The following is a 20731-nucleotide window of genomic DNA, read 5'->3' as shown; positions in this document are numbered from 1 at the left end:
TCTCAGCTTAATGGGGCGATGGTCGGCCAGGGCACTGTGAGCACCCCGTCACGCAGCCGTCGGCGCGGCGCGGCGATCGGATACCCCTCGGCGCGCAGCAGCTCCACCATGGCCCGCCACCGCACGCGTGGCCCGAAGACGCCGTGCCCGGCGGCACTGGCCCACGCCCGATCGGCGGCGCTGAGCAGCGTGTGGATCGGCTGGCCTTCGACGTTGTGGTGGATCAGCACCTTCGGCAGCCGTTCGGCCAGATCCGAGGGCCGATCGATGCTGAACGGGTCGCAGGCCAGGGTCAGGCTCACCGGCCCGGCCTCGTCCAGCAGCACCCAGCAGCACCGGCGGCCCAGCTCGTCACAGGTGCCGTCGACGATCAGCCCGCCGGGCGCCAGCCGGCGCGACATCGTGGCCCACGCGTCCGGCACAGCCTCGGCCGGGTACTGGCGCAACACGTTGAAGGCCCGCACCAGCACCGGCCGCAGCCCAGCCAACTCGAATCCGCCGAGTGCGAACTCCACATCGGTGCCCCCGGCCATGCTCCGCGCGGTGGCCACCCGCTCGGGGTGAATCTCAAGGCCCACCACGCGGATGTCCTGGCGGACTGCCTGCAGCCGCGCCGCCAATTCGAGGGTGGTCACCGGAAGTGCGCCGTACCCGAGATCGACCACCAGCGGATCGGCTGCGACCCGCAGCGCGGTGCGTACCCGCGGCGAGTGCACCAGCCAGCGGTCGCTGCGGCGCAGCCGGTTGTACCCGGTGGTGCCCCGGGTGACCGCGCCGACGGGTCTAGAGGTGCTCGGCGATCCACTCAGCGGTGAACGCCCCCTCGATGCTGAACACGTCGTTGACGGACTGCAGGACCATGTCTTCGAGCTTGCCCCCGAGCAGGGGCATCGGCACCTTGCACTTGCTGTCGGCCTGCAGCCGGCTGCCCGCGGAAGCCCCGCTGAGCACATATCGGCCATCGAGCCGGCCCGGCACGTGTGAAACCGATGCTGAGTAGTGGCCGTTCGCGCGGTCCCGGTCGAAGGGGCCGAAATACTGCTTGCGGGTGATGGCCATGTCGAGCGGTATCACCGATCGCAGGATCGGCGGCAACTCCTCGCGCGGCAGAACCTGCCGGAACACGACCTCGATGCCGTCTTCGTGGGCCCCGAACTCCGTGATGTCGGATTTTCCGGGCGTCAGCTCGTCGTACCGGTCCATCAAGGCCTGCCAGTACTCGCCGCTCGCGTACGCGGCATAGATCGTTTGTGCGGGTGCGTCGAACACCATCGTCGACTGCCGGCGTCGGCTCATGGCTACAGACCGTACCGCCGGACTCAGCCGCGCTCGGCGATCCACACCGAGGTGAAACGCTGCTCGGCGATCAGCAGGTCGGCCAGCTGCGAGCCGATGAAACTCTCGATTTTCCCGCCGACCAGCGGCACCCTCACCTCGACGGTGATGTGCACCGACAGCCGGGATCCGCCGTCGGCCGGGGCCAGCGTCGTGGTTCCGGAAAGGGATACCGGCGCACCCTCGATGGAGCCCTTGACCGTGCCGTCGGCCGATCCGTCCCGGATCGGCTGCCAGCGCTCCTCGCGGCGGATCCTCAGATCGCCGCGGTGAAACTGCGACACCAGCCCGGGCAGTCGGTCTGCTCGCAGGATCTGGGTGGTGAGCGCCTCGATGTCGCCATCGCCGGTCACCGTCAGGGCGTCAAGCGTGGTTTCGTCGGCCCCCGAATCGTCGAGCCGGGCCCGCCAATATCGTTCGTCGGCGAATGCCCGGTGGACCTGTTCGACGCTGCCTTCGTAGTTGGTGGCCATGTCGAATGATCGCGGCATAGCTGGTCAGGCTACCGTTACGGCCCGTGGTCAGTTCGTATGTTGCCGGTGTCGCTGTCGCCGAGGACGTGGCGCTGGCGCCGCTGACCACACTGCGGGTCGGTCCGGTGGCGCCGCGCGTGCTCACCTGCACCACCACCGATCAGCTCATCGATGTGTTGCGTGCCGTGGCCGAGCCGATCCTGGTCCTGGCGGGTGGATCGAACGTGGTCCTGGCCGACGACCTGGCCGACACGATGCCCGAGCTCACCGTCGTGCGGGTGGCCAACGCCGCCATCACCGTCGAGGGCAATCTGGTGCGCGCAGAGGCCGGCGCTGTGTTCGACGACGTGGTCGTCACCTCACTGCGGCACGGTCTGGGCGGGCTGGAATGTCTGTCCGGGATTCCGGGATCGGCCGGGGCCACCCCGGTGCAGAACGTCGGCGCGTACGGGGCCGAGGTCGCCGACACCATCACCCGGGTACGGTTGCTCGACCGGCGCACGGGCGAAGTCCGTTGGGCCGCACCGGAAGAACTCAAGTTCGGCTACCGCACCAGCATCCTCAAACACTCCGATGCCGTCATCGTGCTCGAAGTCGAGTTCGCGCTGACTGCCGAGCAGGACCCAGCGCGCCGGAGCGCCCCGCTGCGTTACCGCGAACTGGCCAACGCGCTGGGCGTCGAACAGGGGGAGCGCGCGGACCCGCTGCGAGTTCGCCAGACGGTGCTGCAGTTGCGTGCGGGCAAAGGCATGGTGCTCGACGAGAATGACCACGACACCTGGAGCGTCGGATCGTTCTTCACCAACCCGGTGGTGTCACAGGCCGAGTTCGAGCGGGTGCAGGCCGTTTTCCGGGCCGACGCCCGCACGGCAGGCGCCGGACCGGTGCCGCACTATCCCGCACCGGACGGGGTGAAGCTGGCCGCGGGCTGGCTCGTCGAGCACGCCGGCTTCGGGAAGGGCTATCCGGGAGACGGCGCGCCCGCTCGGCTTTCCACCAAGCATGCGCTGGCTGTGACCAATCGTGGCGAGGCGAACACTGCCGACGTGATTGCCCTGGCCAGAGCCGTGCAGGCAGGTGTCCGGGACCGCTTCGGGATCACCTTGGCGCCCGAACCGATTCTGATTGGGTGCGATCTATCAGTACCCTAGATCCACGTGAGCCCTGGCGGTGATATAGAGGCGGATGCGCCGTTGTTCAATCGGCGGCGTGCCCTGACGGTGTTGACCGTCGGAGTGGGAGCCGGATTCCTGGCTGCCTGCTCGGGAAAATCTCCGATCTCCTCGCCTCAGGCCGAAGAGCCGCCGGCGCCGACGGTGACGTATGAGCCCGCCGCCGACTCCGAAGATGTGCTGCCGACCGCGCCGGTCGGAGTCAAGGTCGACAATGGCCGGTTCCAGCGCGTCAGCCTGACCAACGCCAACGGCAAGGTGGTCGCGGGCAAATTCAACAGTGACCGCACCGCATTCACTGTCATCGAACCGCTTGGCTACGAGTCCACCTACACGTGGGCCGGCGCGGTCGTGGGACAGGACGGCAAGGCCCAGCCCGTAGAGGGCAAATTCACCACGGTCGCCCCGCAGAAACAGGTCAACGGTCAGTTCCAGCTCGCCGACGGCCAGATCGTCGGGGTGGCCGCACCGATCATCCTGCAATTCGACGCCGCCATCGACGACAAGTACCGCGCGGCCGTCGAAAAGGCTCTCCAGGTCACCACCACGCCGGCAGTCGAGGGCAGCTGGGCCTGGCTGCCCGACGAAGCCGGGGGCTCTCGTGTGCACTGGCGCACCCGCGAGTACTACCCGCCCGGAACCAAGGTCAGCGTCAAGGCACCGCTGTACGGCGTCAGCTTCGGTGACGGCGCCTACGGGGCGACCGACTCCACGCTCGACTTCGAGATCGGACGACGCCAGGTGGTCAAGGCCGAGGCCTCCAGCCACCGCATCCAGGTGCTCGACGGATCCGGCGCAGTGATCATGGACTTCCCGTGCAGCTACGGCGAAGGCGATCTGGACCGCAACGTGACGCGCAGTGGCATCCACGTCGTCACCGAGAAGTACGAGGACTTCTGGATGACCAACCCGGCCGCCGGCTACAGCAATGTGCACGAACGGTTCGCGGTCCGGATCTCCAACAACGGCGAGTTCATCCACTGCAACCCCAACAGCATCGGCTCGCAGGGCAACACCAACGTCACCAACGGCTGCATCAACCTGAACCTGGAGAACTCGCAGCAGTACTTCAACAGCGCGATGTACGGCGACCCGGTCGAGGTGACCGGGACCCGGATCGAGCTGTCCTACGCCGACGGCGACCTCTGGGACTGGGCGGTGGACTGGAACGAGTGGAAGTCCATGTCGGCGCTGTCCTCGGAGGATTCACCGTCGAACCTGCCTGCGAGTGCGCCGGCGACACCGACGGACGCACCCACGTTGTCCGGCACGCCCACGACCACCACACCGCCGAAGCCCGCGCCCGGCGGTTAGTCAAGCGCCGCTTTCGACACCAGGGTCGCGAGAATTGGGAAGCGCGGCCGTGATGTCGAAATCGGCGAGCAGCACGCGACGAGATGCTCTCGTCGCGTCACGTCCTCCGGTTGAACCTTCCGTGCGGGGCCTGGTCGCGCGGGCGGATCACGATCTGGTCGAGGTTGACGTGTGAGGGCCGCGATGCGACGAACCCGATCACCTCGGCGACGTCCTCGGCGACCAGCGGGGTGATGCCCCGGTACACGTTGTCGGCGCGTTCCTGATTGCCGTCGAAGCGCAGCAGGGAGAAGTCGGTCTCCACCGCGCCGGGCGCAAGCTCGGTGAGCCGCACCGGTTTTCCGAGAAGTTCACCGCGCAGCGTGCGGTGCAGTGCGCCCTGGGCATGTTTGGCCGCGGTGTAGCCCGAGCCACCGTCGTAGGTTTCGAACGCCGCGATCGAGGTGACCGTCACGATCAGGCCGTCGCCGGAGTCGATGAGCTTGGGCAGCAGCGCTCGCGAGACGCGCAGGGTGCCCAGGACGTTGGTTTCCCACATCCATCGCCAATTTTCGAGGTCGGCGTCCAGCACGGGCTCAAGACCTCGGGCTCCGCCGGCGTTGTTCACCAGCACGTCAACCCGGTCCAGCTGAGCCGCCATGGCGTCGACCGCGGCCTGGTCAGTGACGTTCGCCACAATCGCGGTGCCGCCGATCTCCTCGGCCAGGGCCTGGACGCGGTCCGCTCGGCGGGCCGCACAGATGACGTGAAAGCCCAGGGCAGCAAGGTTTTTGGCGGTCGCAGCACCGATGCCGGCGCTGGCGCCGGTAACCACTGCGACCCTTTTCTCGGCATGTGATGTCGTCACCTGACCAACATTAGATGGCGTGCTAAGTTCTTCGTGTGTCCGGAAATCTCGAGTCCCGCTCCGCGCGGCGTGCGTGTTGTTGTTGCGCACCCCGCCGCGCCTGAGGAGACCCCGGACACCGTTTTCCCGTCCTGCTGAGTCGCCAGGTGTGGTCTTTCCCACCAGCCGACAACCAGTAAGGACAATTCACGTGACCACCGCCATCGCCGCTCCCCGCCGGTCTTCTGCCCGCACCGCATCTTCGTCGGGTGCCCGGTCGCTGTCGGCGGCCTCGCGCTATCCGCAATCGCGGCTCCTGCACATCGTCGCCCCGTCGCTGAAGGTGCCCGATGCCGCCTCGGCGTCGGTGTTCAGCGCCGTGCGCACCCGCGGCCCGATCGCCCGGGACGCCATCGCGCAACTCACCCATCTGAGCATCGCGACCGTCAACCGTCAGGTAACGGCGCTGCTCGAAGCCGGAATCCTGCGTGAGCGTGCGGATCTCGCGGTATCGGGGGCCATCGGACGGCCTCGCGTTCCCGTCGAGGTCAACCACGAGCCGTACCTCACGCTGGGCATCCACATCGGTGCACGTACCACCAGCATCGTGGCCACCGACCTTTTCGGTCGCACCCTGGACGTGGTCGAGACGCCGACGCCGTCGGGATCCCAGTCCGCGGCGTTGGCCACGTTGGCCTCCAGCGCCCGCCGCTACCTGAGCCGCTGGCACCGCCGTCGCCCACTGTGGGTCGGTGTCGCCGCCGGTGGCGTGGTCGACAGCGGCACCGGGTATCTCGATCACCCGCGGCTGGGCTGGGCCGATGCCCCGGTGGGTCCGGTGCTCGCCGAAGCCCTCGGGTTGCCGGTGTCGGTGGCCTCCCACGTCGACGCCATGGCCGGTGCCGAACTACTGCTGGGTGGACGCCGCTCCTCGCCGGAGGCCGTCGGCGTCGCCGCCCGGACCAGCCTCTACGTGTACGCCCGCGAGACCGTCGGCTACGCACTGTCCATCGACGGCCGCGTGCACTCCCCGGCCAGCGGACCCGGCACCATCGCGGGGTTGCCGGCACAGTCTGAATTGCTCGGTGGCTCAGGGCAATTGGAGTCCACGGTGAGTGACGAGGCGGTGCTCAACGCGGCCCGCAGGCTGCGGATCATCCCGGCCGAGGGCCCGTCGTCCACCCTGGCGGCGGTGCTGCGCGCAGCCCGGCAGGGCGGTTCGGAATCAGGGGAGAAGGCCCGCGAGTTGCTGGCGGACCGGGCCCGGGTGCTCGGCGAGGCCGTCGCACTGCTGCGTGATCTGCTCAACCCCGACGATCTGGTGCTGGGCGGCCAGGCCTTCACCGAATACCCCGAGGGCATGCCCGTCGTGGAGGACGCCGTGGCGCGGCGGTCGGTGCTGGGTCCCCGTGATATCCGGCTGACGGCCTTCGGTAACCGGGTCCAAGAGGCCAGTGCCGGCATCGTTTCGCTGGGCGGCCTGTACGCCGACCCGATCGGCGCCATGCGGCGCGCTCAAACCCGCCGGTCCGCGGGCGGGGCCAACATCGCCGCGGTGTAGACATGAGTGTGTGCGTCTAGCCACGGACCTCGAGATTCCGCGCCGCGTTGCGGTGTTGTCGGTACACACCTCGCCGCTCGCGCAGCCGGGTACCGGTGACGCCGGCGGGATGAACGTCTATGTGCTGCAGACGGCGTTGCAGCTGGCCCGGCGCGGTGTCGAGGTGGAGGTTTTCACCAGGGCCACCTCGTCGTCGGACGCCCCGGTGGTGCCCGTGGCGCCAGGCGTCCTGGTGCGCAACGTGGTGGCCGGTCCGTTCGAAGGGCTGGACAAATACGACCTGCCCACCCAGCTGTGCGCGTTCACGGCAGGGGTGTTGCGCGCCGAGGCGACCCATGAGCCCGGCTACTACGACGTCGTGCATTCGCACTACTGGCTGTCCGGTCAGGTCGGCTGGCTGGCCCGGGATCGCTGGGCGGTGCCGCTGGTGCACACCGCGCACACCCTGGCCGCGGTGAAGAACGCCTCCCTGGCCGCCGGTGACTCGCCTGAGCCGCCGTTGCGCGCGGTGGGGGAGCAGCAGGTGGTCGACGAGGCCGACCGCCTCATCGTCAACACCGAACATGAAGCGCAGCAACTGATTTCACTGCACCATGCCGATCCCGAGCGCATCGATGTGGTGCATCCCGGCGTCGATCTGGATGCCTTCACCCCCGGGGATCGCGACGCGGCCCGGGCAGTGCTCGGCATCGCGCCCCACGAACAGGTGGTCGCCTTCGTGGGCCGCATCCAGCCGCTCAAGGCACCCGACGTGCTGTTGCGTGCGGCCGCCAAACTGCCCGGGGTCCGGGTACTGATTGCCGGTGGCCCGTCCGGCAGTGGCCTGGCCGAACCCGACACCCTGATTCGACTGGCCGACGAACTGGGTATCACCGACCGCGTGACCTTCCTGCCGCCGCAATCCCGCGAAGAGCTGGTGAACGTGTACCGCGCGGCCGATCTGGTCGCGGTACCGAGCTACTCCGAATCCTTCGGCCTGGTCGCCGTCGAGGCCCAGGCCTGCGGTACGCCGGTGGTGGCGGCCGCGGTCGGCGGTCTGCCGGTGGCGGTGGCCGACGGCGTCAGCGGAGCCCTCGTCGACGGACATGACGTCGACGACTGGGCGGCCGCCATCGACGACGTGCTGCAGCGCGATCCGGCTCCGTTGCGGGTGGCGGCCGCCGCGCACGCCGCACAGTTCTCCTGGGCGCACACCGTCGACGCCCTGCTGAACAGCTATGCCCATGCCATGAGCGACTACCGGTCCCGACACCGCAGGCCCTCCGGTCGTCGTTCCGTGCGGCGGTTCGCGCTGCGCCGAGGTGTGCGGGCATGAGCGAAGCTTGCGAGCGAATCATCGGCGCTGAATGCGGTAACCGAGCCTGCGAGGGAACCGCATGAGCGAAGCTTGCGAGCGAATCATCGGCGCTGAATGCGGTAACCGAGCCTGCGAGGTAACCGCATGAGCGACGTCGCAAAGGTCATCACCGACACCCTCGACGAGCACGAGCTGGTCTACAAACACCACGAGGGCGCCCGTGGCGGGCTGCCAGGCATCGTCGTCGAGCTACCGGGGGAGCGGAAGCTCAAGACCAACACCATCCTGAGCATCGGCGAGCATTCGGTGCGCGTCGAGGCGTTCGTGTGCCGCAAGCCCGACGAGAACTTCGAAGGGGTCTACCGGTTCCTGCTCAAGCGGAACCGCAGGCTCTACGGGGTCGCCTACACCCTCGACAATGTCGGCGACATCTACCTCGTCGGGCGGATGTCGCTGGAAGCGGTCAGCGCCGACGAGATCGACCGGGTGCTCGGCCAAGTGCTCGAAGCGGTGGACTCCGACTTCAACACCCTGCTGGAACTGGGCTTCCGGTCATCCATTCAGAAAGAGTGGGAATGGCGGGTCTCGCGCGGTGAGTCGCTGAAGAACCTCGAAGCGTTCGAGCACCTCATCGACGACTGAGCGCTCGTGAGAAGATCCTCTGGACCCGCACGCGAGGAGGACGAACCAAAGATGCCGACGCTGATCCTGCTCCGCCACGGTGAGAGCGACTGGAACCAGAAGAATCTGTTCACCGGATGGGTCGATGTCGACCTCACGGACAAGGGCCGCACCGAGGCCGTCCGCGGCGGCGAGCTGATGGTCGAGCAGGGTGTTCTGCCGGACGTGGTCTACACCTCGCTGCTGCGCCGCGCGATCACCACCGCGAACCTGGCCCTCGACGCCGCCGACCGGCACTGGATCCCCGTGCACCGGGACTGGCGCCTCAACGAGCGCCACTACGGCGCCCTGCAGGGCCTGGACAAGGCCGCCACCAAGGAGAAGTACGGCGAAGAGCAGTTCATGGCGTGGCGGCGCAGCTACGACACCCCACCGCCGCCCATCGAGCGCGGCAGCGAGTTCAGCCAGGACACCGACCCGCGCTACGCGGACATCGGCGGCGGCCCGCTGACCGAATGCCTCAAGGACGTGGTGACCCGGTTCGTGCCGTACTACGAGAACACGATCGTGCCCGACCTGGCGGCCGGCAAGACCGTGCTGATCGCCGCGCACGGCAACTCGCTGCGTGCGCTGGTCAAATACCTCGACGGAATGTCCGACGAGGAGGTGGTCGGCCTGAACATCCCGACCGGTATCCCGCTGCGCTACGAGCTCGACGAGAACCTCAAGCCGCTGATCGCCGGCGGTGAGTACCTCGACCCCGAGGCAGCCGCCGCCGGGGCCGCCGCAGTGGCCGCGCAGGGAGCCAAGAAGTAGTTCGCTGGGCACTCGGGCATGCGGGCAAACAGCAGGTTACCGAGGGTTAACGAAAGCCGAACTCCTGTATTTGTCGATGTGACTTGTCCCGTTTTGGCCGCACGCTGCTGGGATGACGTTCACCGGGTGCGTACGATTTTCGCGTGAGCTTGGTGTCGGCGTTACTGCTGACGGTGGTCGTGTCGTTGCTCGCACTGATCGTCGGTGCGGGTGTGGCCGCCGCAGTCGTACCCCGCCTCGTGGTGAGGCGGCAGCGTCGCGAAGCCGATGAGGCGGGGCTGACGGTGTCGCAGATGCTGCAGCACATCGTCTCCGCATCGCCCAACGGCATCGTGGTGGTCGACACCTTCAACGACGTCGTCTACGCCAACGACCGGGCCTCTGAACTCGGCGTGGTGCGTGACCGGCTCCTCGACGACCGGGCCTGGCGCGCTGCCGAGCAGGTGTTCGCCACCGGTCAGGCCATCGACGTCGACCTGTCCCCGCGCAAGCTTCCGCATCCGGGACGTTCGGGTATCTCGGTGCGCGGCTGGGTGCGGCTGCTGTCCGGTGAAGACCGCCGGTTCGCCGTCGTCTACGCCGACGACCAGTCCGAGCACGCCAGGATGGAAGCCACCCGGCGGGATTTCGTCGCCAACGTCAGCCATGAGCTCAAGACCCCGGTCGGTGCCATGCGGGTGCTGGCCGAAGCGCTGCAGGCCTCCGCCGACGACCCCGACATGGTGCGCCGCTTCTCCGACAAGATGGTGGCCGAATCGCTGCGGCTGGCCGACATGGTCGGCGAGCTGATCGAGCTGTCCCGGCTGCAGGGCGCCGAGCGGCTGCCCGATCTGGGCGCCGTCGACGTCGACACCGTGGTGTCCGAAGCGCTGTCGCGGCACAAGGTGGCCGCCGACAAGGCCGACATCTCGATCACCACCGACGCCCCGACCGGCTTCCGGGTGCTGGGCGACCAGACTTTGCTCGTGACGGCGATCGCCAATCTGGTGTCGAATGCAATTGCCTACTCGCCCAACGGTTCCGGCATTTCAGTCAGCCGGCGCCGAAGGGGCGGCAGTGTCGAGATCGCGGTCACCGACCGCGGTATCGGAATCGCCAAGGCCGATCAGGAACGGGTCTTCGAGCGGTTCTTCCGGGTCGACAAGGCCCGGTCGCGCGCCACCGGCGGCACCGGGCTGGGCCTGGCGATCGTCAAACACGTGGCCGCGAACCACAACGGAACCATCCGGCTGTGGAGTCAGCCGGGCACCGGGTCGACATTCACGTTGTCGATTCCGGCCTATCCCGAAACCGATGAGTCCACAGGTGACTCAGACGACCGAGAGGATTAGCGAGACCGATGACCAGCGTGTTGATCGTTGAGGACGAGGAGTCGCTGGCCGATCCCCTGGCCTTCCTGCTTCGCAAGGAAGGCTTCGAGGCCACCGTGGTGGCCGATGGTCCCTCTGCTCTGGCCGAATTCGAGCGCTCCGGCGCCGACATCGTCCTGTTGGACCTGATGCTGCCGGGGATGAGCGGTACCGACGTCTGTAAGCAACTGCGTGCCCGCTCCAGCGTGCCGGTGATCATGGTCACCGCACGCGACAGTGAGATCGACAAGGTCGTCGGCCTCGAGTTGGGCGCCGACGACTATGTGACCAAGCCGTATTCGGCCCGCGAGCTCATCGCGCGGATCCGGGCGGTGCTGCGCCGCGGCGCGGACACCGACGACGGCACCATCGCCGACGGGGTGCTCGAGGCCGGCCCCGTGCGGATGGATGTCGAACGGCACGTCGTGAGCGTCAACGGGGAGCAGATCACGTTGCCGCTCAAGGAGTTCGATCTCCTTGAGTACCTGATGCGCAACAGTGGCCGGGTGCTCACCCGCGGCCAGCTCATCGACCGGGTGTGGGGCGCCGACTATGTCGGTGACACCAAAACCCTTGATGTGCACGTGAAGCGGCTGCGGTCCAAGATCGAGTCCGACCCGGCCAACCCGGTGCATCTCGTCACCGTGCGCGGCCTCGGTTACAAGCTGGAGGGCTGAACCCCGTTGGAGGTCCGGGCATTGGGAGCCTGGTCCGCTCGACGCTCGGCGACGCTGGTCGCCGGATGCACGGCGACCAGTCCCAGTGCGCTGCGCCGGCGGCACATCGCGGCCAACTCGGCATAGGCCTTCTCGCCGAGCACCGCGGTGAGCTCGGGGGCGTAGGACTCGAAGACCGGGCGGGCACCGACATGGGCGTTGGGATCACCGGTGCAGTACCAGTGCAGGTCTGCTCCGCCCTCGCCCCAGCCACGCCGGTCGTATTCGGTGATGACGGTCCGCAGGATCTGGGTGTCGTCGGGCCGGGTGATCCACTCCTGGCTGCGCCGGATCGGCAACTGCCAGCACACGTCGGGCTTCATGGTCAGCGGCTCGACCCCCAGCTTGAGGGCCTTGCTGTGCAGCGCACATCCGATGCCGCCCGGAAAATCCGGCCGGTTCAGGAAGATGCACGCCCCCTTGTACTTACGGGTGCGCAGATTGGGCTTCCCGTCGTACTCGTCGTCTTCGAGGTAGCCCTTGCGGCCCAGGCCCTTCTCGCGGAACTGCCAGTCGTCGTCGGTCAGTTGTGTGACCGCGTCGTCCAGCCGGGCCCGGTCGTCGTCATCGGAGAGGAACGCTCCATGCGAGCAGCAGCCGTCATCGGGGCGACCCTCGACGGTGCCCTTGCAGGCCGGTGTGCCGAACACACACGTCCAGCGGGACAACAACCACGTCATGTCGGCCGCGATCAGATGTGTCGCGTCCTCCGGGTCATAGAACTCCACCCATTCACGGGCAAAGTCGAGTTCGACTTCGCCGGGATGTACATCTGCCACGGCGCAAACGGTACTCCCATATGCCTGAACGCATTTCCCAACCGCGCCACGCCGCGGGGTGTGGCGCGCCACACGCCGCACCCGTTCATCCCGAAGGTCGCGGGAGGTCCGGCCACGAAGCGCTGGTCGGCTGCGGTTAGGTTGGTGCGGTGCGGTTAGGCGTGCTCGATGTCGGAAGTAACACGGTTCATCTCCTCGTGGTGGATGCACGCCGTGGCGGGCACCCGACCCCGATGAGTTCCACGAAGGCCGCCCTGCGGCTCGCCGAGGCGATCGACAGCTCGGGCAAGCTGACCCGCAAGGGTGCCGACAGCCTGGTGGCCACCGTCGACGAGTTCGCCAAGATCGCGACCAGTTCGGGTTGCGCCGAATTGATGGCGTTTGCCACTTCCGCGGTGCGCGACGCTACGAACTCTGAGGAAGTGCTGGCAAGAGTTCGGGCGGAGACGGGTGTTTCCCTCGGTGTCCTCAGCGGCGTCGACGAATCGCGGCTGACGTTTCTGGCGGTGCGTCGCTGGTACGGCTGGAGCGCAGGTCGGATCATCAACATCGACATCGGCGGCGGCTCCCTCGAGCTGTCGAGCGGGGTCGACGAAGAGCCCGAGGTGGCGCTCTCCCTGCCGCTGGGGGCAGGCCGGCTGACCAGGGAGTGGCTCGCCGAAGACCCACCTGGGCGGCGCCGGGTGGCGATGCTGCGGGACTGGCTGGCCAATGAACTCGCCGATGCCGGTGCCACCATGCGCCGCTCGGGAAACCCGGACCTGGCGGTGGCGACGTCGAAGACGTTCCGGTCGCTGGCTCGATTGACCGGGGCGGCCCCTTCGGGCGCAGGCCCGCGGGTCAAGCGAACCCTCACCGCTGCCGGATTAAGACAGCTCATAGCTTTCATCTCTAGGATGACAGCGGCTGACCGTGCCGAACTGGAAGGGGTGAGTGCCGAGCGGGCACCACAGATCGTGGCCGGTGCGTTGGTAGCTGAAGCTAGTATGCGAGCACTGGAGATCGATTCCGTCGACATTTGCCCTTGGGCGTTGCGGGAGGGGTTGATTCTGCGGAAACTCGACAGCGAGGCCGACGGCACAGCCTTGGTAGAGACGTCTGCGCGGGACGCCCGGACGTTAAGGAAAAGCTAGCCCCAAAGGCAACATAGGTATGACAGGACCAGAGAACAGCCCATCCGGCACCCGACCGATCTCGGTCGCCGAGTTGCTGGCAAAGAACGGGACCATCGGGGCACCCCCGGTCGGCGGTCGCCGACGGCGCCGTCGCGGGAACAGCGACTCGGTGACGGTCGCCGAACTCACCGGCGAGATCCCGATCATCACCGACGACATCGAGTTCGAACCTCGCGATGAGCCGGTTCCCGTTCCCACACCTGATCCACTGGTCGACACCGCCGTCGTGGCACCGATCCTGGATGAGCCACGCGAGCCACGCGAGCAACCGCAACCGCGTGACCGTGACGAGGCGCGGGTCCGGAGCCGCAACGGCGCTCCCCGGCCCCCTCGGGTCAAGCCGACCGCCAGGCAGGTCGAACCGGACGAGGTACGCACCGACGCCGAGGACGACTACGACGCGCACCTGGCTGCGCGCGACGCCGATCCCGAACCCGTCGAATTCCGCCCGCGTCCCCGCCGCGGGCAGTACAAGCCCCCGGCGCGCGACTACAAACCGTCGGGCACCGGTGCCGAGCGGATGAGTCCTGATCCGCTCTACGACCTCGACGAGGACCGTGCGGCAGAGCCGGCCGGCTCCTCGGCCGAACCCGATGCCCGCGACCTCGACGACGTCGATACCGCCGACGCCGGATACGACGACTACGACGACGAGTACGGGGATAGCTCCTACTCGTCGCTCGGACCGCTGTTCGGCGGCGAGTCGGTCGCCGACGAACGCGCCCGCCGTCCGCGTGGCCGTGCCGGCGTCGACGAGGCCGACCTTGAGTTCGACGAGGGCCTGTCCGAGGGCGGCGACGCCGACGCCTTCGACGAGCACGACGAATTCGACGAGGACCAACAGCCCAGCTCCCCGCTGGTGCGCGCACTGTGGATCGTCGGTCAGTGCGTGGTCGCGGTGGGCTTCGGCGCCGGTCTGTTCATCGCGTTCGATCAGCTGTGGAAGTGGAACACCATCGTCGCGCTGGTACTCGGCGTGCTGGTGATCCTCGGCCTGGCCGGTGGCGTGCGGGTGGTCCGCAAGACCGAGGACATCGGCAGCACGCTGACCGCGGTGGCGGTCGGAGCGCTGGTCACCTTCGGGCCGCTGGCGTTGTTGCAGGCGAGTTAGCGCCCCGCGGGGAGCGAAACCGGCCTGCGCGCGAGAGGAGCGGAACGGTCTCGGTACACAATTGGTTCCGTGCGCCCCGCCATCAAGATCGGCCTGTCCACCGCCTCGGTCTATCCGCTGAGGACGGAGGCCGCCTTCGAGTACGCCGCCCGGCTCGGCTACGACGGTGTGGAGCTGATGGTGTGGGCCGAGTCCGTCAGCCAGGACATCAAAGCGGTGCAGCGGTTGTCGGCTGACTACGGCGTGCCGGTGCTGTCGGTGCATGCGCCGTGCCTGTTGATCTCGCAGCGGGTGTGGGGCGCCAACCCGATCCCGAAGCTGGAGCGCAGCGTGCGCGCCGCCGAAGAGCTCGGCGCCCAGACCGTCGTCGTGCATCCGCCGTTCCGGTGGCAGCGACGTTACGCCGAGGGATTCAGCGAGCAGGTGGCGCAATTGGAGGCCGACAGCGAGGTCCTGGTGGCGGTGGAGAACATGTTCCCGTTCCGGGCCGACCGGTTCTTCGGGGCGAGCGGCACGTCGGTCGAGAGGATGCGCAAGCGCGGCGGCAAGCCGGGTCCTGGCATCTCCGCTTTCGCGCCGTCCTACGACCCGCTGGACGGCAACCACGCCCATTACACGCTCGATCTGAGCCACACCGCGACGGCGGGCACCGACGCCATGGACATGGCCCGGCGCATGGGCGACGGCCTGGTCCACCTGCACCTGTGCGACGGCAAGGGCGCCTCCACGGATGAGCATCTGGTCCCGGGCCGCGGCACCCAGCCCACCGCCGAGGTGTGCCAGATGCTGGCCGCGAGCGATTTCTCCGGCCACGTCGTCCTTGAGGTCACCACCTCGGCGGCCAAGACGGCAGCCGAGCGCGAGGCGCTGCTGACCGAGTCGCTGCAATTCGCCCGTACGCACCTGATGCGCTGAACCGCCCCCGGCAACCCCTGCAGAAAGACCCACAGATGACTGGCTCCACCCTGTTCACCGATGCCATGACCTTGAGGCCGGCCGGCGACGGCGTCTATCACGGTGAGCTCAACGAGCACTGGACCATCGGACCGAAGGTGCACGGCGGCGCGATGCTGGCGCTGTGCGCCAATGCCGCACGCACCGAGCTGGGCACGTCGGCACAACCCCTGGCGGTGTCCGGAAACTTCCTGTGGGCACCCGATCCAGGACCCATGCAGTTGCTCACCACCGTGCATAAGCGGGGCCGCCGCATCAGCCTGGTCGATGTCGAGCTCAGGCAGGGGGAGCGCACTGCCGTGACGGCGGCGGTCACCCTCGGCGAGCCCGAGCATCACGTGCCTCCGCTGCTGTCGTTCAACCCGGTGGTGCCGTTGATGACGCCGGAGCCGCCGCCGGGCCTGGAGCCGATCGGGCCCGGGCATCCGATGGAACACGTCGTGCACCTGGCGCACGGCTGCGACATCCGGCCCGCGCTGCACACCATGGGTCCGCGCAGTGACGGCGGCCCACCGGTTTTCGAGTACTGGGTGCGCCCCAAGGGAGTCGCCCCCGACGTGCTGTTCGCGCTTCTGTGCGGCGATGTGTCGGCTCCGGTCACCTTTGCCGTGGAGCGCACCGGTTGGGCGCCCACGGTCCAGCTGACGGCCTATCTGCGGGCATTGCCGGCCGATGGATGGCTGCGGGTGATGTGCACCTCGGTCCAGATCGGCCAGGACTGGTTCGACGAAGACCACATCGTGGTCGACTGCGAGGGCCGGATCATCGTGCAGACGCGTCAGTTGGCGATGGTGCCCGCGCAGTCCTGACGGCGCGACTCCGCTGGAGCACGGACGCCAGGGGCGTCGGGAGCCGCCCGTCGTGCGATGCTGTCGCCCATGTCGAGAATCGCGATAATCGGCGGCGGAAGCATGGGCGAGGCGCTGCTGTCGGGGCTGTTACGGGCTGGCAGGCAGGTCAAGGACATGGTGGTCGCGGAGAAGTTCGGAGACCGGGCCAAACAGCTGTCGGAAAAGTATTCGGTGCAGGTGAGCTCGGTCGCCGCGGCCGCCGAGAACGCCACCTACGTCGTCATCGCGGTGAAGCCCGGCGACGTCGAGAAGGTGATCGACGAGATCGCCGATGCCGCGGTGCGCGCCGACACCGATACCGCCGAGCAGGTGTTCGTCTCCATCGCGGCCGGCGTGAGCACGTCGTACTACGAGAACAAGCTGCCGGCGGGGTCTCCGGTGATCCGGGTGATGCCCAACTCCCCGATCGTGGTCGGCGGCGGCGTGAGCGCGCTGGCGCCGGGCCGGTTCGCCACGGCGGATCAGCTCAAGGCGGTCTCGTCGATCTTCGATGCGGTCGGCGGCGTGATCACGGTCGCGGAGTCCCAACTGGACGCGGTGACCGCGGTGTCGGGCTCGGGACCGGCGTACTTCTTCCTGATGGTCGAGGCAATGGTCGATGCGGCCGTGGAATCGGGGCTGTCGCGCGCGGTGGCTACCGATCTGGTGGTGCAGACGATGGCCGGTTCGGCGGCGATGCTGCTGGAGCGCCTCGACGAGGTGAACGCGTCCGGAGGCGCCGCGTTGGACACCACCCCGGCCCAATTGCGGGCGATGGTGACCTCGCCGGCCGGCACCACCGCCGCTGGGCTGCGGGAATTGGAGCGTGGCGGCTTGCGGGCTGCGGTTTCCAATGCCGTTCAGGCCGCGAAAACGCGCTCTGAGCAGCTCGGAATTACATCTGAGTAATTAGATTAATTCCAACTGATTAGCCCACACCCGTCGCAGTAACCCCACCCGCCACGCTATTCTCCCTTTGTATGCGCGGGTCGGTGCCAGCGGTGGGGAAGCCGCTGGAACTGCCTGTGCCTGATTGATTGGGTTGCGATGACGTCTATGAACGGGCCATCGGCGCGGGATGCTGGCGACGGTCAGCCTCGAGCTCAATTTCTGACGGTCGCCGAGGTGGCGAACTTGATGAGGGTCTCGAAGATGACGGTGTACCGGTTGGTGCACAACGGTGAATTGCCTGCGGTTCGAGTGGGCCGATCGTTCCGGGTTCACGCCAAGGCGGTCCATGATCTGCTGGAGTCTTCGTACTTCGACGCCGGTTAGGCACCCGCCGCGTCGGGCTGAGCCGCCCGAGCAGGCTGGCGTTTTCCGTTTCGGTGGTCGGCCCGGGTAAAGTGACCGGGTCAACCATCAGCTAAGTAGCGGAGACACCGGGTTTTATGGGCTCAGTCATCAAGAAGCGGCGTAAGCGTATGTCGAAGAAGAAGCACCGCAAGCTGCTTCGCCGTACCCGGGTGCAGCGTAGAAAACTCGGCAAGTAGCCAACCGCTGCGGCCGCTAGGCTGAGCCGATGGATTCTGAAGGTCGTTCGGGGGGACGCCCGACGGGAGTCCCCGGGTCGTCTGGTGTGGACTCTTCCAATGGAACGCAGTCCGGGCAGCAGACAGGTGCGGCGCCCTCTCCGAAAGTGGTTCTGGTCACGGGTGCGTGCCGGTTCCTCGGTGGTTATCTGACCGCCAGGCTGGCGCAGAACCCGTTGATCGAGCATGTCATCGCCGTCGATGCGGTGGTGCCGAGCAAGGACCTCATGCGTCGGATGGGGCGGGCCGAGTTCGTCCGGGCCGACATCCGCAATCCGTTTATCGCCAAGGTGATCCGAAACGAGAACGTGGACACCGTCGTGCATGCCGCGGCGGCGTCCTACGCGCCGCGGTCCGGAGGTCGGGCCACGTTGAAGGAACTCAACGTGATGGGCGCGATCCAACTGTTCGCGGCATGTCAGAAGACGCCGTCGGTCCGTCGGGTCGTGCTCAAGTCCACCTCGGAGGTGTACGGCTCGAGTCCGCGTGACCCGGTGATGTTCACCGAGGAGACCAGCGCCCGGCGTCCGCCGGGTGAGGGCTTCGCCCGCGACAGCATGGATATCGAGGGCTATGCGCGCGGGCTGGCCCGGCGCCGTCCGGACATCGACGTGACCATCCTTCGGCTGGCCAACATGATCGGCCCCGCGATGGACACCGCCTTGTCGCGGTATCTGGCCGGGCCGGTCGTGCCGTCGGTGTTCGGCCAGGACGCACGGCTGCAGTTGTTGCACGAGCAAGATGCCCTCGGGGCACTCGAGCGTGCGACCGTGGCCGGCAAGGCAGGCACCTTCAACATCGGCGCTTCGGGCATCATCATGATGAGCCAGGCGATCCGGCGTTCGGGACGTGTCCGGCTTCCCGTCCCGCGCGGGGCGTTGTCGGCGATCAATTCCCTCAGTCGCGCAACGAGTTACACCGAACTGGACCGCGATCAGATGAACTATCTGAGCTACGGCCGGGTGATGGACACTACGCGCATGCACAGGGATCTGGGCTACAGTCCCAAGTGGACGACCGCCGAGGCATTCGACGACTATGTCCGTGGTCGTGGATTGACACCGATACTCGATCCGCGATGGGTACGCTCAATGGAGAGTCGCGCCGTGGGGATGGCGCAGCGTTTGGGATATTAGAAGTGGCTCTGTCCGGGGTGGGAGAAGGTATCGACGTGGCGGGTGAATCCAAGGCGAAAGTTATTCCGCTACATGGGAATTCGAGCCGTTCCTCTGCTGCGCGCCGGGCTGCCGCCCGGTCTGACAGTGCCCGCAGGCATCCGTCTGTCCTTGCTGATCCGGGTGGCCGGGCATCGGCCGAGCAGATCGCCGCGGTAGTCCGCGAGATCGATCAGAGGCGCAGTAACGTCTCCGGTCATTCGGCGGCCGACGAAGGCCCCAGCGAACTCGTCAAGGGCATCGCGGCAGTCTCGGAATTCGTCCGCACCCGCATGACCGGTGAGTACTCGGTGGACGAGTTCGGGTTCGATCCACACATCACCAACGCTATCTTTTTGCCTTTGCTGCGAACGTTTTTCCGGTCCTGGTTCCGGGTTGAGGTGTCCGGCATCGAGAACCTGCCCGAGAGCGGTGCGGCGCTCGTCGTGGCCAACCATGCCGGGGTGCTGCCCTTCGACGGGCTGATGACTCAGGTGGCTGTGCACGACCACCACCCCGCGCACCGGGATCTGCGTCTGCTGGCCGCCGATCTGGTCTTCGATATGCCGATGGTCGGACAGGCCGCACGCAAGGCCGGGCACACCGTGGCCTGCACCACCGATGCGCACCGCCTGCTCGCCAACGGTGAGCTGACGGCTGTGTTCCCCGAGGGTTTCAAGGGGTTGGGCAAGAACTTCAAGGACCGCTACAAGCTGCAGCGCTTCGGCCGGGGCGGCTTCGTTTCGGCAGCTCTGCGGGCGCAGGCGCCGATCGTGCCGTGCTCCATCGTCGGGTCGGAGGAGATCTATCCGATGATGGCCGACGTCAAGCTGCTGGCCCGCCTGCTCGGTCTGCCGTACTTTCCGGTGACCCCGCTGTTCCCGTTGGCCGGGCCGCTCGGGCTGGTGCCGTTGCCGTCGAAGTGGCACATCCGGTTCGGTGAGCCGATCGAGACGGCCGATTACGACGAGGGTGCCGCCGACGATCCGATGATCACATTCGAGCTGACCGATCAGGTCCGCGAGACCATCCAGCACACGCTCTATCAGCTGCTGGCGGGACGCCGAAATATGTTCTTCGGCTGAGTTTTTCGCCTGACCTTTCCCGCGACCAGACATGAAACTGCCCCTTTCCGCGCGGAAAGGGGCAGTTCTATGGCTGCTCGCGGGGAACCTAGCTCTTTTGCCCAGCAATCATCTTGGCGATCGCGGCGTCGCGTGCCGCGGCGATCTGTGAACTGATCTCGTCGGCCTCGTCCCTGGCCGCCTCGCCGAGCATCGTCACGATGCTCGTGGCAACCGGGTTGCCGTCGTCGTCGGACACCTCGGCGCGCACCTCGGCGATCACTGTGCCGTGCGACTCGATGACCGAGTCCAGGTACGAGTCGAACCACAGCTTGTCGCCGACCATGATCGGCCGGTGGAAGATCAGCTTCTGGTCGCGGTGCAGCACGCGCTCCAGATTGATCGGGATGTCGAACTTGTCGAACAGCTCCAGCTGGACCCGTCGGCCGGCGACCGCGAGGAACGTCACCGATGCCACGACCGAGTCGTGGCCGTACTCCTTGGCGGCCTCGGCGTCATAGAGCGCCGGATGGTCGTCCTTGACCGCGCTGGCGAACTCGCGGACCTTCTCCCGGCCGACCTCGAAGTAGTCGGGGTACCGGTAGTGGGTTCCGATGATGTTTGCGGCGATGCTCATATTCCCTGCGCTGTT

Annotated in this window: 23 protein-coding genes; 17 read left to right on the top strand and 6 right to left on the bottom strand. The window is 67.3% G+C overall.

Translation table 11 applies throughout. The annotated features are described in order from the left end of the window. Window positions 1–2 precede the first annotated feature (2 nt). From H977_RS0126510 to H977_RS0126500, 3 genes are read right to left on the bottom strand one after another with little or no spacing between them, the layout of a single operon-like run. A complete protein-coding gene (locus H977_RS0126510; protein WP_029110696.1) occupies window positions 3–809 on the bottom strand; it encodes a class I SAM-dependent methyltransferase in 807 nt (268 codons plus the stop codon). Then, window positions 784–1296, bottom strand: a complete 513-nt coding sequence (locus tag H977_RS0126505; protein WP_029110695.1) for a DUF2505 domain-containing protein — start codon at window positions 1294–1296, stop codon at window positions 784–786. The genes H977_RS0126510 and H977_RS0126505 overlap by 26 nt, the downstream gene beginning before the upstream one ends. 23 nt (window positions 1297–1319) lie before the next feature. Next, a complete protein-coding gene (locus H977_RS0126500) occupies window positions 1320–1826 on the bottom strand; it encodes a DUF2505 domain-containing protein (RefSeq protein ID WP_029110694.1) in 507 nt (168 codons plus the stop codon). A 26-nt stretch (window positions 1827–1852) separates the two neighbouring features. On the opposite strand from H977_RS0126500, the gene H977_RS0126495 reads away from it, so the two are divergent. Continuing rightward, window positions 1853–2959: a UDP-N-acetylmuramate dehydrogenase gene (locus H977_RS0126495; protein ID WP_029110693.1), complete on the top strand. Its 1107-nt coding sequence runs from the start codon at window positions 1853–1855 to the stop codon at window positions 2957–2959. Between the two features lie 6 nt (window positions 2960–2965). Further along, complete coding sequence (locus tag H977_RS0126490; RefSeq protein WP_029110692.1) at window positions 2966–4294, top strand: L,D-transpeptidase; 1329 nt, start codon at window positions 2966–2968, stop codon at window positions 4292–4294. A gap of 97 nt (window positions 4295–4391) precedes the next feature. Here the strand turns inward: H977_RS0126490 and H977_RS0126485 are convergent, their stop codons facing one another. Then, a complete protein-coding gene (locus H977_RS0126485) occupies window positions 4392–5141 on the bottom strand; it encodes an SDR family NAD(P)-dependent oxidoreductase (RefSeq protein WP_029110691.1) in 750 nt (249 codons plus the stop codon). 259 nt (window positions 5142–5400) lie between these two features. Here H977_RS0126485 and H977_RS0126480 point away from each other — a divergent pair, with 259 nt between their 5' ends. The 6 genes from H977_RS0126480 (at window position 5401) to regX (ending at window position 11441) form a co-directional block, all read left to right on the top strand. After that, window positions 5401–6681, top strand: a complete 1281-nt coding sequence (locus H977_RS0126480) for an ROK family protein (RefSeq protein ID WP_155946852.1) — start codon at window positions 5401–5403, stop codon at window positions 6679–6681. Window positions 6682–6691: 10 nt separating this feature from the next. Further along, entirely contained in the window at window positions 6692–7996 is a 1305-nt protein-coding gene (gene mshA / locus H977_RS0126475) for a D-inositol-3-phosphate glycosyltransferase (protein ID WP_029110689.1), read from the top strand. Window positions 7997–8122: 126 nt separating this feature from the next. Beyond that, complete coding sequence (locus tag H977_RS0126470; RefSeq protein WP_029110688.1) at window positions 8123–8620, top strand: type III secretion system chaperone family protein; 498 nt, start codon at window positions 8123–8125, stop codon at window positions 8618–8620. 51 nt (window positions 8621–8671) lie between these two features. Continuing rightward, entirely contained in the window at window positions 8672–9415 is a 744-nt protein-coding gene (locus tag H977_RS0126465; protein ID WP_029110687.1) for a phosphoglyceromutase, read from the top strand. Between the two features lie 143 nt (window positions 9416–9558). Beyond that, the gene (locus H977_RS0126460) at window positions 9559–10746 is read left to right on the top strand and encodes a sensor histidine kinase (protein WP_029110686.1); all 1188 of its coding nucleotides are present in this window, start codon (window positions 9559–9561) and stop codon (window positions 10744–10746) included. A gap of 8 nt (window positions 10747–10754) precedes the next feature. Beyond that, window positions 10755–11441, top strand: a complete 687-nt coding sequence (gene regX / locus H977_RS0126455; protein ID WP_029110685.1) for a two-component sensory transduction protein RegX — start codon at window positions 10755–10757, stop codon at window positions 11439–11441. Here regX and H977_RS33970 read toward each other — a convergent pair. Beyond that, window positions 11423–12259, bottom strand: a complete 837-nt coding sequence (locus tag H977_RS33970; RefSeq protein ID WP_081681862.1) for a DUF3109 family protein — start codon at window positions 12257–12259, stop codon at window positions 11423–11425. The two genes, regX and H977_RS33970, sit on opposite strands and share 19 nt — an antisense overlap. A 149-nt stretch (window positions 12260–12408) precedes the next feature. On the opposite strand from H977_RS33970, the gene H977_RS0126445 reads away from it, so the two are divergent. From H977_RS0126445 to H977_RS0126410, 9 genes are all read left to right on the top strand, one after another. Beyond that, window positions 12409–13392 carry a Ppx/GppA family phosphatase gene (locus H977_RS0126445; protein ID WP_029110684.1) on the top strand — a complete coding sequence of 328 codons (984 nt, stop codon included), beginning with the start codon at window positions 12409–12411 and terminating at the stop codon, window positions 13390–13392. A gap of 19 nt (window positions 13393–13411) precedes the next feature. Further along, a complete protein-coding gene (locus tag H977_RS0126440; protein WP_029110683.1) occupies window positions 13412–14545 on the top strand; it encodes an Rv0497 family membrane protein in 1134 nt (377 codons plus the stop codon). Between the two features lie 69 nt (window positions 14546–14614). Then, entirely contained in the window at window positions 14615–15460 is an 846-nt protein-coding gene (locus H977_RS0126435; RefSeq protein ID WP_029110682.1) for a sugar phosphate isomerase/epimerase family protein, read from the top strand. Between the two features lie 35 nt (window positions 15461–15495). After that, window positions 15496–16308 carry a thioesterase family protein gene (locus tag H977_RS0126430; RefSeq protein ID WP_029110681.1) on the top strand — a complete coding sequence of 271 codons (813 nt, stop codon included), beginning with the start codon at window positions 15496–15498 and terminating at the stop codon, window positions 16306–16308. 69 nt (window positions 16309–16377) lie between these two features. Further along, window positions 16378–17238, top strand: a complete 861-nt coding sequence (gene proC, locus H977_RS0126425) for a pyrroline-5-carboxylate reductase (RefSeq protein WP_155946844.1) — start codon at window positions 16378–16380, stop codon at window positions 17236–17238. A 138-nt stretch (window positions 17239–17376) separates the two neighbouring features. Continuing rightward, a complete protein-coding gene (locus tag H977_RS0126420) occupies window positions 17377–17604 on the top strand; it encodes a cell division/environmental response transcriptional regulator (protein WP_029110679.1) in 228 nt (75 codons plus the stop codon). Between the two features lie 116 nt (window positions 17605–17720). Further along, window positions 17721–17822 (top strand): 30S ribosomal protein bS22, encoded by a 102-nt coding sequence (locus H977_RS35025; RefSeq protein WP_003402602.1) that lies wholly within the window; start codon window positions 17721–17723, stop codon window positions 17820–17822. 86 nt (window positions 17823–17908) lie between these two features. Continuing rightward, window positions 17909–18997: an SDR family oxidoreductase gene (locus H977_RS0126415; protein WP_502691213.1), complete on the top strand. Its 1089-nt coding sequence runs from the start codon at window positions 17909–17911 to the stop codon at window positions 18995–18997. Between the two features lie 35 nt (window positions 18998–19032). After that, a complete protein-coding gene (locus H977_RS0126410; protein WP_029110677.1) occupies window positions 19033–20100 on the top strand; it encodes a lysophospholipid acyltransferase family protein in 1068 nt (355 codons plus the stop codon). An 88-nt stretch (window positions 20101–20188) separates the two neighbouring features. Here H977_RS0126410 and H977_RS0126405 read toward each other — a convergent pair whose 3' ends face one another. Continuing rightward, a complete protein-coding gene (locus tag H977_RS0126405; protein WP_029110676.1) occupies window positions 20189–20716 on the bottom strand; it encodes an FAS1-like dehydratase domain-containing protein in 528 nt (175 codons plus the stop codon). Between the last annotated feature and the right edge of the window lie 15 nt (window positions 20717–20731).

This window comes from Mycobacterium sp. URHD0025 (genome assembly GCF_000426065.1).
GTDB lineage: Bacteria > Actinomycetota > Actinomycetes > Mycobacteriales > Mycobacteriaceae > Mycobacterium.
Note: the sequence above shows the minus strand (reverse complement) of the source record. Positions and strands in the feature narration are given on the sequence as shown.

What these genes read in the sequence shown, in the direction of transcription:
- H977_RS0126505 (WP_029110695.1), bottom strand. Translation starts at nt 1,296, where the DNA reads ATGAGCCGACGCCGGCAGTCGACGATGGTGTTCGACGCACCCGCACAA.
- H977_RS0126500 (WP_029110694.1), bottom strand. Translation starts at nt 1,826, where the DNA reads ATGCCGCGATCATTCGACATGGCCACCAACTACGAAGGCAGCGTCGAA.
- H977_RS0126470 (WP_029110688.1), top strand. Translation starts at nt 8,123, where the DNA reads ATGAGCGACGTCGCAAAGGTCATCACCGACACCCTCGACGAGCACGAG.
- H977_RS0126465 (WP_029110687.1), top strand. Translation starts at nt 8,672, where the DNA reads ATGCCGACGCTGATCCTGCTCCGCCACGGTGAGAGCGACTGGAACCAG.
- regX (WP_029110685.1), top strand. Translation starts at nt 10,755, where the DNA reads ATGACCAGCGTGTTGATCGTTGAGGACGAGGAGTCGCTGGCCGATCCC.
- H977_RS0126440 (WP_029110683.1), top strand. Translation starts at nt 13,412, where the DNA reads ATGACAGGACCAGAGAACAGCCCATCCGGCACCCGACCGATCTCGGTC.
- H977_RS0126430 (WP_029110681.1), top strand. Translation starts at nt 15,496, where the DNA reads ATGACTGGCTCCACCCTGTTCACCGATGCCATGACCTTGAGGCCGGCC.
- proC (WP_155946844.1), top strand. Translation starts at nt 16,378, where the DNA reads ATGTCGAGAATCGCGATAATCGGCGGCGGAAGCATGGGCGAGGCGCTG.
- H977_RS0126420 (WP_029110679.1), top strand. Translation starts at nt 17,377, where the DNA reads ATGACGTCTATGAACGGGCCATCGGCGCGGGATGCTGGCGACGGTCAG.
- H977_RS35025 (WP_003402602.1), top strand. Translation starts at nt 17,721, where the DNA reads ATGGGCTCAGTCATCAAGAAGCGGCGTAAGCGTATGTCGAAGAAGAAG.
- H977_RS0126405 (WP_029110676.1), bottom strand. Translation starts at nt 20,716, where the DNA reads ATGAGCATCGCCGCAAACATCATCGGAACCCACTACCGGTACCCCGAC.